At 73.8% G+C, this 13,343-nt stretch carries 12 protein-coding genes; all 12 read left to right on the forward strand.

From position 1 onward, the window contains the following. On the forward strand, window positions 1–1,216 hold a 1,216-nt coding region (locus VG276_07995), incomplete at its 5' end, for a PKD domain-containing protein (GenBank protein HEV8649332.1). A gap of 194 nt (window positions 1,217–1,410) precedes the next feature. Next, window positions 1,411–1,917 (forward strand): pyridoxamine 5'-phosphate oxidase family protein, encoded by a 507-nt coding sequence (locus VG276_08000; protein HEV8649333.1) that lies wholly within the window; start codon window positions 1,411–1,413, stop codon window positions 1,915–1,917. A 383-nt stretch (window positions 1,918–2,300) separates the two neighbouring features. Next, window positions 2,301–2,942 (forward strand): response regulator transcription factor, encoded by a 642-nt coding sequence (locus tag VG276_08005; protein HEV8649334.1) that lies wholly within the window; start codon window positions 2,301–2,303, stop codon window positions 2,940–2,942. Between the two features lie 39 nt (window positions 2,943–2,981). After that, complete coding sequence (locus VG276_08010; GenBank protein HEV8649335.1) at window positions 2,982–4,787, forward strand: CpsD/CapB family tyrosine-protein kinase; 1,806 nt, start codon at window positions 2,982–2,984, stop codon at window positions 4,785–4,787. 77 nt (window positions 4,788–4,864) lie between these two features. Continuing rightward, the gene (sat, locus tag VG276_08015) at window positions 4,865–6,043 is read left to right on the forward strand and encodes a sulfate adenylyltransferase (GenBank protein HEV8649336.1); all 1,179 of its coding nucleotides are present in this window, start codon (window positions 4,865–4,867) and stop codon (window positions 6,041–6,043) included. Continuing rightward, the gene (locus VG276_08020) at window positions 6,043–7,428 is read left to right on the forward strand and encodes an alkaline phosphatase family protein (protein HEV8649337.1); all 1,386 of its coding nucleotides are present in this window, start codon (window positions 6,043–6,045) and stop codon (window positions 7,426–7,428) included. Before sat ends, VG276_08020 begins: the two co-directional genes overlap by 1 nt. After that, window positions 7,425–8,033 (forward strand): adenylyl-sulfate kinase, encoded by a 609-nt coding sequence (gene cysC, locus VG276_08025; GenBank protein ID HEV8649338.1) that lies wholly within the window; start codon window positions 7,425–7,427, stop codon window positions 8,031–8,033. The genes VG276_08020 and cysC overlap by 4 nt, the downstream gene beginning before the upstream one ends. 7 nt (window positions 8,034–8,040) lie before the next feature. Continuing rightward, window positions 8,041–8,262: a hypothetical protein gene (locus tag VG276_08030; GenBank protein HEV8649339.1), complete on the forward strand. Its 222-nt coding sequence runs from the start codon at window positions 8,041–8,043 to the stop codon at window positions 8,260–8,262. After that, window positions 8,259–9,236, forward strand: coding sequence for an NAD-dependent epimerase/dehydratase family protein (locus VG276_08035; GenBank protein HEV8649340.1), 978 nt, complete (start codon window positions 8,259–8,261; stop codon window positions 9,234–9,236). The genes VG276_08030 and VG276_08035 overlap by 4 nt, the downstream gene beginning before the upstream one ends. 22 nt (window positions 9,237–9,258) lie before the next feature. Beyond that, the gene (locus tag VG276_08040) at window positions 9,259–10,575 is read left to right on the forward strand and encodes an O-antigen ligase family protein (GenBank protein ID HEV8649341.1); all 1,317 of its coding nucleotides are present in this window, start codon (window positions 9,259–9,261) and stop codon (window positions 10,573–10,575) included. Window positions 10,576–10,966: 391 nt separating this feature from the next. Then, complete coding sequence (locus tag VG276_08045; protein ID HEV8649342.1) at window positions 10,967–12,481, forward strand: polysaccharide biosynthesis protein; 1,515 nt, start codon at window positions 10,967–10,969, stop codon at window positions 12,479–12,481. Between the two features lie 14 nt (window positions 12,482–12,495). Then, a complete protein-coding gene (locus tag VG276_08050; protein ID HEV8649343.1) occupies window positions 12,496–13,254 on the forward strand; it encodes a sugar transferase in 759 nt (252 codons plus the stop codon). Window positions 13,255–13,343: the final 89 nt, after the last annotated feature.

Here is a 13,343-nt window from a genome sequence, read left to right on the forward strand (position 1 = left end):
CGTCTACGACAACGTCACCGCCGGCATCAACGTCGAGGGCGACTCCCCCGGCGCCACCGTGGCCAACAACCTCAGCGTCGACAACGCCATCGGCTCCCCCCGCACCAGGGGCAACATCCGCGTCGACGCCACCTCGGTCGCTGGCACGACCGTGGACGCCAACCTCGTGTCCCTCAGCGCCCCTGGCGTCATGTACACGTGGGGGTCGACCGGCTACTCGTCGCTGGCCGCCTTCCGCGCCGCGACCGGGCAGGAGGCGCGCGGCATCCAGGCCGACCCGCGGTTCGTGGGCGCCGGCGCGGGCGACTTCCGCCTGGGCGCGGGCTCGCCCGCGGTCGACTCGGCCGACTCCGGGGTGAGCGGGCAGCAGGCCAGCGACGCCGACGGCCGCCCCCGGACCGATGACCCGGGGGTGGCCAACACCGGCACCGGCCCGCGCCCCTACGACGACCGCGGCGCCCTCGAGCGCCAAGACGGGTCGCCGCCCCCGGCCAACCAGCCGCCCGTGGCCGCGCTCGACGTGGCCCCCAGTTCCGGCGCCGCGCCGCTCACGGTCACGGCCAACGCCTCCGGCTCGAGCGACCCGGACGGCACCGTCGTCGCCTACCGCTTCGACTTCGGCGACGGCACCGCCGTCGGGCCGCAGCCGAGCCCGACGGCGGGGCACACCTACACCGCGGCGGCCGACCGCACGGTCACGGTGACAGTCACCGACGACGACGGCGCGACCGACGACGCCACGGCCACCGTGACCGTCACCACCGGCGGTGGCGGTGGCGGGGGCAGCGGCAACCTGGTCGCCAACCCCGGGTTCGAGACGAACCTCACCGGCTGGAGCACCGCCGGGGTCACCCGGGTCGCCGGGGGCCACAGCGGCAGCTGGGCCGCGCAGGTGGCCAACAGCTCGGGGAGCTGCACGCTCAACGACTCGCCCAACTGGGTCGGGTCGACGTCGGCGGGCACCTACACCGGCAGCCTGTGGGTCCGGGCCGACGCCGCCGGGGCCGCCCTCAGGCTCCGCTTCCGCGAGTACCGCAACGGCACGCTGGTCAGCTCGGCCACGACCACGGCAACGCTTGGCACCGGCTGGCAGCAGGTGCAGGTGACCTACACCGTGGCCACGGCCGGCTCCACCCTCGACTTCAACGCCTACGTGCCGAGCCCGCCCGCCGGCACCTGCTTCTACGCCGACGACGCCGTTGTCAACGGCCCCTGACCCCGCTCCACCCGCAGCGGCCCCGGCAGCCTGATGGCTGCCGGGGCCGCTGACGCACGCGACCGCTAGCATCGGGGCTCGCCCGCCGGCCGATCTCGCCCCGCCTGGGCTGAACGAGCGCGGCAGACTGAACGAGCGCGGGCAGGCCGAACGAGCGCGGGCAGGCCGAACGAGCCCGGTGGAGGTGGTGGAGCGTGTCCGAGGCGGTGCCGGTCGCCGGCCGTCCGTGGATGCCCGAGGAGTACGGCATCGCCGGGTCTGGCGAGGGCCTGCTCGCCTGGGGCCAGGTGGAGGAGCGCCTGACCGCGGCCAGGAACTACTGGGTGGTCACGGCCAGCCCGGACGGCGGGCCGCACGCCATGCCTGTGTGGGGGCTCTGGCTGGACGGGGCGTTCACGTTCGGCACCGGCCGCGGCTCCCGCAAGGCTCGCAACCTGGCCCACGACCCGCGGGTCGCCGTGCACCTGGAGAGCGGCGACGACGTGGTGGTCGTCCACGGGGTCGCCCGCGAGCTGACCGACCCGGCCGTGCTGGCCCGGTTCAGCGACGCCTACCAGCCCAAGTACGGCATGGCCATGCCCGCCGAGACCCTGGCCGCCCTGGACAGCCTGGTCTACGCCGTGGCGCCCAGGGTGGTGCTGGCCTGGCGGGAGGCGGACATGGCCACCAGCGCCACCCGCTGGCGCTTCCCGGAGCGGTAGCATCGCCCGGATGGCGTCGCCGTAGGGGGCGAGGTGGAGGAGAGAGGGGCCGGGCGGCGGCCTCCCCAACATTGCCTAGTGCAGACGCATGAGCCGCCGCCTCGGCCCGACTGCTGGAGTTCTCCCTCGGGCCTGCCGATGAGGAAGCGGGACCCGGCGGGCGTCCCGCCTGCTCTGGTCCTGGCCCGTGCGGCTGATCTGCGGAAGGCCCGGTCGGGGGCGGGCCGTTCGGAATAAGGCGACCGCAGTAGGCGGCCTACTGCGTCGGCGTATTCGCGGTCGTCACCGGGTGGTCCACCATCGCAAGGGTCATTGGCGAGACTGCCACCCGGCCCGGCGGAGGCAGGAGGGGCAGACGGCAAGGGGAGGAAGGATTGGCAAGGGTGCTCCTCGCTGACTGCCAGCCGCTGTTCAACGAAGCGCTGGCAGCGCTGTTCGACCGCGACGGCGAGCACGACGTCGTCGGCCAGTGCTCGTCCACCGACGTGCTGGCGTCGGTCGGGCCGCGCCAGCCCGACCTCCTGCTGGTCGACGCCGACCTGGCCTTCTCCGAGCGGCCCAGCCTGGTCGCACGCATCCTGCGTGAGCACCCCGACGTCAAGGTCGTGGTGCTGGCCCGGGAGCTCGAGCTCGACCTGGTGGTGGCCGCCATCCACGACGGCGCGGCCGGCGTGGTCGGCAAGACCAGCGGCGCCAAGACCGTGCTGCGTGCAGTCCAGGCGGTGCTCGAGGGCGAGGGCGTGGTGCCCCGCTCGATGCTGCCGGGCGTGTTCCGGCGGCTGGTCGAGCGCCAGACCGAGAAGGCCGACTCCCCCCTCTCGCGGCTCTCCCCGCGCGAGCGGGAGGTGCTGGTGCTCCTCGGGCGCGGCTGGGACAACGCCCACATCGGGTCGGAGCTGTTCATCAGCCCCAACACCGTCCGCACCCACATCCAGAACATCCTCGAGAAGCTCGAGATGCACTCCAAGCTCGAGGCGGCCGCGTTCGCGATGCAGCGCGGCCTCGAGCTGTCCAGCTCCCCCTGACAGGTTCCCTCGACACGATCCGGGAAGGCCGCACCGCCTATGTCCTCGATGTCCGGCCCGACGACCAGCGACCCGAACCGCGCCAGCGCCTCGCTGGCCGACTACACCCGCTCGGCGTGGCGGCGCAAGTACCTCGTGACCGCCGGCGTCCTGCTCGGCCTGGTTGCCGGCCTGCTGCTCCTGCCCCGGATCCTGCCGTCCAACGCCAAGTACCTGGCCTCGGTCCAGATGGACGTCCGCTCGGTCAACCTGAGCGACGCCGGCGACCGGCAGGTCGACCGCGGCGCCACCCCGGTGCTGGTGCCCGACGTGCAGGCCGTGCAGGCGGTCATCAGCGACCTCGGCCCGGCCGCCGCGCGGCTCAAGCCCCTGCGCGGCCAGCCCAAGGCCCAGTGGGTGTCGAGGCTGAACGCCGCGCTCCAGGCCGCCCCCATCCCGGGCACCACCCAGTTCACCGTCTCCTACGCCGACGACGACCCGGTCCTGGCCGAGCGGGTGCTCACCCGCTACGCCGAGACCTACGCCACGCGCCGCAACTCCAGGTACAACAAGCAGCTCACCGTGATCCGCATGCCCCGGGTGCGGCAGATCCAAGGGCTAACCCAGCTGGTCCAGAGGTTGTCGCAGCAGGCCAACGCCGAGCGCTCGAGGAGCCCCAACGGCACCGCCTCCCCGGGTACCGAGGCCCAGCTCAGCTTCAACACCACGCTGCTGACCAACAAGCAGGCCGAGCTCGACGACATCGACAAGCGGGCGGCGCTGCTCGGCACGCCCACCACCCTTAACGAGCCGATCAACGTCGAGCCCCAGAGCAACCCGGCCGGGCGTGGGGTGGCGCTCGCCATCGGCCTGCTGCTCGGCCTGCTCGGCGGGATCGGCGCCGCGTTCGTGGCCGAGGCGTACGCGCCCAAGGTGCTGTCCGCCGACGACGTCGAGTCGGCCACCGACCTCACCGTGATCGCCGACGTCCCCCACCTGCCCCGGCGCCAGCGCCGCAAGGGGGTGGCGGTGCTCGAGCGGCCGTTCAGCCCGACCGCCGAGGGCTACCGCCGGCTGGTCGGCGCCCTGGAGCGGCGCGGGCTCGGCACCAGCGTCAAGGTGCTCGCCATCTTGTCGGCCGACGCCCACGAGGGGAAGTCGACCGTCGCGGTGAACCTGGCCCACGTGCTGGCCCGGCTGGGCCGCAACGTCGTGCTGGTCTCCAGCGACCTGCGCCGGCCCGGGATCGAGAAGCTGCTCGAGCTGCCAGAGTCCGACGGCCTGGCCGGCTACCTGGAGGGTGAGCGCAACGACCTCGCCTCGCTGTTCGTCTCGGTCAGCGACAACCTGGTCGTGCTCCCGGCCGGCGCCAGCAAGAGCAACCCGGCCGACCTGCTCGCCACCAAGCAGGTGGGCGCGATGCTCAAGCTGCTGCGGGCGACCGGCATGATCGTCATCCTCGACACCCCGCCGTCGCGCTGGTCGGCCGACGCGATCTCGCTCGCCGGCGCGGCCGACGCGTCCCTGCTGGTGGTCAAGTCGGGCCGCGCCTCCACCAAGTCGATCCGCGAGGTGGCCGAGGGGCTGCGCCGCGAGGGGCTGCGCACCCTCGGCTCGATCCTGCTCGGCTCCAAGACCTCGAAGCTCACCCGGCTCGTCCGCTACGGGCACTACGCCTCCCAGGAGAGCTACAGCGACTCGATCACCGCCCGCGTGCGCAGCGCCCCCACCTCCCAGGTCGAGGGCAACAGGGCTCCCTCGGGCCTGCCCATGCCGCTCCGCCAGAACGGGGAGCGGCCGGGCGAGGCCGAGGGCGGGCGGCCCGGGAGCCGCCAGGCGCTGCGCGGCGCGCCGCCCGGCAGGTAACAGGACCTGCCGCCCGCTCCCCTGGCGGGCGGCGGCCGGCCCGCCGCGGAAGACACGACCACCCAAGGATGACGAGCGTGCACACTGCTGACTACGAGGAGGCGGACCCGGGCACCGGGGCTCGTCCGCACGGCGGCCGGCTGGTCGACCGTGCCCTCTCCCCCGCCGAGGCGGCCGAGCTCGACGCCGGCGGCCTGCCTTCGGTCCACCTGACCCCGGCCGAGGCGGCCGACCTGCGCGCGATCGCGGTCGGCGCCTACAGCCCGCTCGACGGGTTCATGGACGCCGGCCAGCACAAGGCGTGCATGCTCGACATGCGGCTGCCCGACGGGACGCTGTGGCCGATCCCGGTCTGCCTGGGCCTGGCCGACGGGGCCGACGCCGGGTCCGAACGGCTCGCGCTGCGCGACGACGCCGGCGGGCTGCTCGGGGTGATGGAGGTCGCCGAGGTGTTCGAGCGCGACCGGGAGGCCGAGGCCGAGCTGGTCTACGGCACCACCGACCCGGCCCACCCCGGGGTCGCGCGCGTGCTCGCCGCGCCCCGGCGGGCGGTCGCCGGCCCCACCAGCACCCTGCTCACCCCGGTCGAGGGGCCGGTCGGCCCCTACGCGCTGGCCCCGGCCGAGACCCGGCGGGCGTTCGCCGAGCGCGGCTGGCGCCGGGTGGTCGGCTTCCAGACCCGCAACCCCGTCCACCGAGCCCACGAGTACCTGCTCAAGTGCGCGCTCGAGCACTGCGACGGCCTGCTGCTGCACCCGCTGGTGGGGCCGACCAAGGAGGGCGACGTCCCGGCCGAGGTGCGGATGCGGGCCTACGAGGCGGTGCTCGGCTACTTCCCGGCCGAGCGGGTGGTGCTGGCGGCGCTGGTCGCGCCGATGCGCTACGCCGGCCCACGCGAGGCCGTGCTCCACGCGATCGTGCGCAAGAACCACGGCTGCACCCACTTCATCATCGGCCGCGACCATGCCGGGGTCGGCTCCTGGTACGGCCCCTACGCCGCCCAGGAGCTGGTCGCCTCGCTCGACCCGGACGACCTCGGCATCACCCCGCTGCTGTTCGACAACGCCTTCCACTGCCGTCGCTGCGCGGCGATGGCGACGGCGCGGACCTGCCCCCACCCCCCCGCCGACCGTGTCGAGCTCTCCGGAACCGAGGTGCGGGCGATGCTCGCCGCCGGCGAGCTGCCCCCGCCCGAGTTCTCCCGGCCCGAGGTGGCCGGGCTGCTGCGGGCGGCGTACCGGCGGGGGACGGCCTGATGGCCGCGCCTGCCCGGGTCGCCGTCGTCGGGCTGGACTGCGGCACGCCCGAGCTGCTGTTCGACCGCCACGCCGACGACATGCCGACCCTGCGCAAGCTCACCGAGCAGGCGCTCTGGGGCCCGCTGCGCAGCGTCGTGCCACCCATCACGGTGCCGGCCTGGTCCTGCATGGCCTCGGGGCTCACCCCGGGCGAGCTCGGCGTGTACGGCTTCCGCAACCGCTCCGACCACAGCTACGACAAGCTCGCGTTCGCGACCTCCAAGGCGATCAAGGTGCCGCGCCTGTGGGACCGCCTCGGCGCGGCCGGGGGCCAGAGCGTCGTGCTCGGCGTGCCGGGCACCTACCCGCCCTCGGCGATCCAGGGCTGCATGGTCTCCTGCTTCATGGCCCCCTCGACCGACGCCGCCTTCACCCACCCGCCCGAGCTGCGCGACGAGGTGCAGCAGGTGACCGGCGGCTACGTGCTCGACGTGGCCGACTTCCGCAGCGACGACAAGGCCCGCGTCGCCCAGCAGGTCTTCGACATGACCGAGCAGCGCTTCGAGCTGGCCAGGCACCTGGCCACGACCCGGCCCTGGGACCTGTTCTGGTTCGTGGACATGGGGCCGGACCGGCTGCACCACGGCTTCTGGAGCCACTGCGACCCCAGCCATCCCCGCCACGAGCCCGGCAACCGGCACGCCGGGGTGTTCACCGACTACTACCGGGCCCTGGACCGGCACCTGGCCAGCTTCCTCGAGGCGCTGCCCGACGACACCGCGGTCCTGGTCGTGTCCGACCACGGCGCCCAACCCATGCTCGGCGGCTTCCGCTTCAACCAGTGGCTCGTCGACCAGGGCCTGCTCGTGCTGGCCGAGGCCCCAGCCGGCCCCACCCCGGTCAACCAGGCCAGGATCGACTGGTCGCGTACGACCGCCTGGGGTGACGGCGGCTACTACGGGCGCCTGTTCCTCAACGTCGAAGGCCGCGAGCCCACCGGCACCGTGCCCGCGAGCCGCTACGAGGAGGTCCGCCAGGAGCTCGTCGACGCGCTCGAGAGCCTGGTCGACCACCGCGGCCACCGCATGGGCACGCGGGCGCTCCGCCCCGAGGAGGTCTACCCGGAGGTCCGCGGGGTCGCCCCCGACCTGGTCGTCTACTTCGGCGACCTGCGCTGGCGGGCGGTCGGGTCGATCGGCCACGGCCCCGGGCTCTTCACCTTCGAGAACGACACCGGCCCGGACGACGCCAACCACGCCGAGAACGGCGTGTTCGCGCTGGTCGGGGACGGCCTGCCCAGCGGCAGGCGTGCCGACCTGTCCATCTACGACGTGGCACCCACCCTGCAACGGATGCTCGGCCTTCCCGCCACGCCCGGCCAGCGGGGAAGGATCGTCGCGTGACCCGAGACAGCGGCTTTGTGCTGTGGTTCACCGGCCTGTCCGGGGCGGGCAAGTCGACGCTGGCCCGGCGGGTCGAGCAGGAGCTTGCCGAGCGCGGGCTCCGGGTCGAGGTGCTCGACGGCGACGAGGTCCGCCTCAACCTCTGCGAGGGCCTCGGCTTCAGCCGGGCCGACCGGGACACCAACGTCGCCCGCATCGGCTGGGTGGCGGGCAAGCTCGCCCACCACGGTGTGGCCGTGCTGGTCGCCGCGATCTCGCCGTACGCCGAGGCCAGGGAGAGGGTCCGCGCCTCGGTCGACGACTTCGTCGAGGTGTTCGTGGACGCGCCGCTGGCCACCTGCGCCGAGCGCGACCCCAAGGGCCTGTACGCCAGGGCCATGGCCGGCGACATCCCGAACTTCACCGGCGTGTCCGACCCCTACGAGCCGCCTGCCGCCCCCGAGGTCACCGTCCACACCCACATCGAGACCGTCGACGCGTCCGTCCAGCGGGTACTGGACGCTCTCACCCTCAGAGGTCTCACCAGCGATCCCGACGAGGTGTACTCGAGCAGTGAAGAGGAAGCAGTCGCCGCCCGCCTGGGCGCCCTCGGCGACCTCGGCTGACGCGGCCATGGTCACCCGCCACGACCTGACCACCGACCCGGGCGAGCTGCACGACCTCGCCCCAGAGCGACCCGAGGAGGCCCTGGACCTGGACGACCGTCTCACCCGGCTGGGAGGGCCGGACGGCGACGCCGTCCCTCACGCCGGCGCTGTACCCGCCGCCACCGGTCCGGACGAGCCCGACGCCGAGGTGCGGCGGGCTCTCGAGAGCTTGGGGTACCTGCAATGAACGGGCATGTGTTCGTCACCGGCGTGGCCGGGTTCGTCGGCTCGCACCTGGCCGAGGCCCTGCTCGCCGAAGGCCATGAGGTCGTCGGGGTCGACGCGCTGACCCCCTACTACGCGCCAGCGGAGAAGCAGGCGAACCTGGCCGGGCTGCTCGGCCGGCCCGGGTTCCGCTTCATCGAGGGCGACCTCGCCTCCGTCGACCTGGACGGCTGGCTGGAAGGGGCCAGCGCCGTGTTCCACCAGGCCGCCCAGCCGGGCGTGCGCGCCTCCTGGGGGGCCGACTTCGCCATCTACGTCCACCACAACGTGCTCGCCACCCAGCAGCTCCTCGAGGCGTGCGTGCGCGTCGGGGTGCCGAGGCTGGTGGCCGCGTCCTCCTCGAGCGTGTACGGGGACGCGCCGACCTACCCGACCACCGAGGAGTCCACCACCCGGCCGGTCTCCCCCTACGGGGTCACCAAGCTCGCCAGCGAGCATCTCTGCCTGGCCTACGCGAACCCGGCGGTGTCGTCGATGACCGTGGCCACGCTGCGCTACTTCACCGTCTACGGCCCTCGGCAGCGCCCCGACATGGGCTTCCGGCGCTTCTTCGAGGCCGCCTACAACGGCCGGCCCATCACCGTCTACGGCGACGGCGAGCAGACCCGCGACTTCACGTTCGTCTCCGACGTGGTCCGGGCCAACCTGCTGGCGATGTGCGCGCCCATCCACGCCGAGGCGGTCAACGTCGGCGGCGGGCGCCGGGTGAGCGTCAACGAGGTGCTCGAGCTGGTCGGCCAGGCCGCCGGGCGCCGGATCGAGGTCGTCCGGGAGCCCAGCCGGCCAGGCGACGCCAGGCACACCGGCGCGGACGGCACCCGGGCCGAGGCCCTGCTCGGCTACCGACCCGAGGTCGACCTCGAGGAGGGGCTGGCCGCCCAGGCCGCCTGGGTCGCTGGCCGGCACCGGCTCGGCGCCCGCCGGGGCGCGCCATGACCGCTGGGAGGACGGTGCCCGGGTGAGCCTGTTCCTGCTCGGCGGGGCGATCTTCTTCCTGCCCCTGCTGCTGCCCAGCGGCCCCGGCAACAGTGCCCTGGTCGACCTGTTCGCCGTGAGCTACGTCGTGGCGGCCCTGTTCGGGCTGCTTCGCAGCGGCCGGCCGCTGCGCTGGCCGGCCGGGGCCGCCTTCGGGCTGATCCTGACGGCGAGCCTGATCGCGCTGGTCGCCAGCGCCGACCCGTCCAAAGGGCTGCTGAACCTGGTCATCGACCTGTACCTGTTCGCCCTGTTCCTGGCCATCTGCAACGACCTCTCCGGCCGGGAGCGGGCCCTGCACACGATCCTCAAGGTCTGGGCGGTCGCCGCGCTGGCCTGGGGCACCCTGCTGATCCTGACCTTCCTGCAGGCGCTGCCCCCCGCACTGGCCAAGGCACTGCTCGGGCAGACGTTCGACGACCGGCTCGCCACCACCACCGGCAACCCGAACCTGGCCGCGAGCTTCATGCTGGTGTCGTACTTCGTGGCGCTCAGCTCCCCCTGGCCCCGCTGGCGCGTGGCCCGCTTCCTGGTGCTCGGCTGGATCCTGTTCGGCATGTACGTGACCGGCTCCAACGGCGCCCTCACCGGCGTCCTGGCCGGGTGGGGGTTCCTCGCCCTCGGGCCCTACCTGCGCGCGGCCCGGACCCGGGAGCAGCTCATGGCGTTCGTGGGCAGCCTCCTGCTGCTCGCGACCATCGCCCTGGGCGTGACCGTCGCGGTGGTCGGGGTGCCCCGCTTCGGCCTGGCCGAGGTGAGCACGTTCGCCGCCCGAGAGCGGGACGGCGCGTTCGCCGACAACCTCGGCCGCCTGGACCGGGGCACCCAGGTGCGGCTGCAGCTGTGGGACTCCGGCTTCCGGGGCTCCGGCTCGCGCCTGGCCATCGGACTCGGGCCCGGCGAGGCGATCGACGTGGTGGTCAACGCCAAAGGCCGCAACCAGAGCCTGCACAACGACTTCATCGCCTACCTGATCGAGCGGGGCGTGCTCGGCTTCGTCGGCATCCTCGTGCTGTACGTGGTGCTGCTGCGATGGGCCGGCGGGTTGCTGGTGGCCGGCGGGCGCGGCCCGGACGCCATGCGCGGGCTGGGCGCCGGCGTCGCCGCGAACCTGCTCATGAGCATGAGCCACGAGACGATGCACTTCCGCCATGTCTGGGTGCTGTTCGCGCTCTGCTGGGTGGCGGTGACCGTGGCCGCGGGCCGCCAGCGCGCCCCGGCCGCAGCAGCCCCCGTGCCCCCGCCAGCCCACCGCCCCGGGCGCGACCCGGCCGCCCCGCGCCCGCTCACCCACGCCTGAGCGTCGTCGCGCCACGCTGCTGGACCGTTACGACCAGGTCGTGTCGAGGCCCGCGCCCGCTCACCCTCGCCTGCGCTTCCGGCCGGCAGTCGCGACGAGAACGACGTAGCCCACCTACGGTTGCCCGTCCCGAGGCATGGGAACGAGACATGGCCGTTATATGGCCGTGACCTTTCGTTGCTGGTGAGCGGCTTGCTCTGCCGGCCGGAAGCGCAGGCGAGGATCATCCCGATGCCGTAGAGACTTTCACGCTGCTGGCTCATCCGGAGGCGGCGCGAACGCGCGAGCGTATGCCTATCGAGCAAGCACGCTACCGGTCCAGCGGTCCACGACCCCGTTCTCGTGCCCGGTGCTGGGCTTGCCGGCAGATTCGGTCCGGGGGGCGGTGGAGATGCAGCGGTCGCACGGCGGCGAGTTCGGGGCTGCCGCGTGCGCGCCCGCCTGGGTCGCGCTCGACGGCGCGACCGCCCCTGTGCCGGCCGCCAGGCAGGGGCTGCGCTGCCTGATCGTGGGCGCCGGCGAGGCGGGCCGGGCGATCGCCCGCGACCTGGTGCGCACGCCCGACTTCGGGCTCCGCCCGATCGGCTTCCTCGACGACGACCCGGCCGCGCCCGCGCGGGCGCGGCCCGACCTGCCGGTGCTCGGCACCACCGGCGACCTCGTGGCCGTGGCCGAGGAGCAGGCCGTCGACGTGGTCATCGTCGCCATCCCGTCGCTGCCCACGGCCCGCATCCGCAGCCTGGCCCGGGCCGCCGCGGCGGCCGGGGTCGGCGTGCGCTACCTGCCCACCTTCGTCGCCCCGCTGGAGCGCGACGCGCGCCTGTCCGACCTGCGCCGCCTGCGGGTGGACCGGCTGCTCGGCCGCGACGAACTGCGCGTGGTCAGGCGGGGCTCGCGGGCGCTGGTGGAGGGCAAGCGCGTGCTGGTCACCGGCGCGGGCGGCTCCATCGGCAGCGAGCTGTGCCGCCAGATCGCCGCCTTCTCCCCGGCCGCGCTGTACCTGCTCGACCACGACGAGTCCAACCTGCACGGCCTCCGCCTCGAGCTGCACGGCAAGGTGCTGCTCGACGGCGACGAGCCGATCATCGCCGACGTCCGCGACGGGCAGCGGGTCCGCCAGCTCTTCCACGACCTGCGCCCGCAGGTCGTGTTCCACGCCGCCGCCCACAAGCACCTGCCCCTGCTCGAACGCCACCCGGGCGAGGGCGTGAAGTCCAACGTCCTCGGCACGCTGCACCTCGCCCAGTCGGCTCTCCTCTCGGCCACCGAGCGCTTCATCCTGATCTCGACCGACAAGGCGGCCGACCCCTCGTCGATCCTCGGGGTGACCAAGCGGCTCGCCGAGATGATCTGCCAGGCCTGCGTGGGCGGCGCCACCCGGTTCGCCTCGGTCCGTTTCGGCAACGTGCTCGGCAGCCGCGGCTCGTTCCTGTCGGTGCTGTCGGAGCAGATCGCCAACGGCGAGCCGGTCACGGTCACCCACCCCGAGGTCACCCGCTTCTTCATGACCGTGGAGGAGGCCGTCGGCCTGGTCATCGAGGCGGGCGGCATGGCCGAGCACGGCGAGGTCTTCGTGCTCGACATGGGCGAGCCGGTCCGCATCGTCGACCTGGTGCGCAACTACGCCGCCCAGGTCCGCGTCGCCTCCGACGACGTCGCCATCCGCTACACCGGGCTGCGGCCCGGCGAGAAGCTCACCGAGGCGCTGTTCAGCGAGCACGAGCAGCGCACCCCGACCGGCCACCCCAAGGTCTGGTCGACGGCGACGAGCACCCCCGTCGGCCCCGAGTTCCTCACCGAGCTCGAGCCGCTGCTGGCGGCCACCGAGGCGGGCGACCCCGCCCTGGTGCGCCGCCGGCTCTCCCAGCTGGTCCCCGAGTACACCCCATCGCCCACCCGGTCCTAACGCGTGGAGGTACCGTGCTGCACCAGGTCAGCTACAGCAAGATCGACCAGGCCACAGCGTCGGTCGACGAGGCCACAGCGCCGGTCGACGAGGGCCTGACGGCCGCGCCGTCCGGCGTCGCACCCGGCCCGGCCCGCCGAGCGCTCGACGTGCTCGCGGCCACGGTCGGGCTCCTGCTCCTCAGCCCGGTGCTCGTGCTGCTCGCCTTGGCGGTGAAGCTGTCGAGCCCCGGTCCCGCGCTGTTCCGGCAGACCAGGATCGGCCAGGGCTTCTCGCGGTTCACGATCTTCAAGTTCCGGACCATGCGGACCGGCAGCGGCGGCCCGGAGTTCACCCCGGCCGGCGACGCCCGCATCACCCGCGTCGGACAGCTCCTGCGCCACTCCGGCCTGGACGAGCTGCCACAGCTGCTCAACGTGCTGCGGGGCGAGATGACCCTGGTCGGGCCCAGGCCCGAGACCCCGTCGCTGGCCCGGCGCTACCCCGACGACTGCCACCAGGTGTTCGCCCACCGGCCCGGCCTCACCGGCCCGGCCCAGGTCCGCCTGCGCGACAAGGAGGTCCTGTCCGCCGAGGGCAGCGACCTCGAGCAGTACTACCTCGGCGAGCTGGTGCGCAAGCGGGCCGCGCTCGACCTGGCGTACCTGGCCCACCCGACCCTCGGCCGCACCGTGGCCATCATGGCCGAGACCTTCGCCTACATCGTGAGCCCGCTCACCGAGCGGGTCGCGGGCCTGCTGCGCCTCGACCGCCGCCAGCCCGCCCGACCGTAGCGCCGCCGCCCGCACCGTAGCGCGCTACGGTGCGGGCGGCACGTACCCCCCAGACCTGCCGTAGCGGGGCTACGCGGAATGGCGCTAGG

The organism is Actinomycetes bacterium (genome assembly GCA_036000965.1).
GTDB lineage: Bacteria > Actinomycetota > CALGFH01 > CALGFH01 > CALGFH01 > DASYUT01.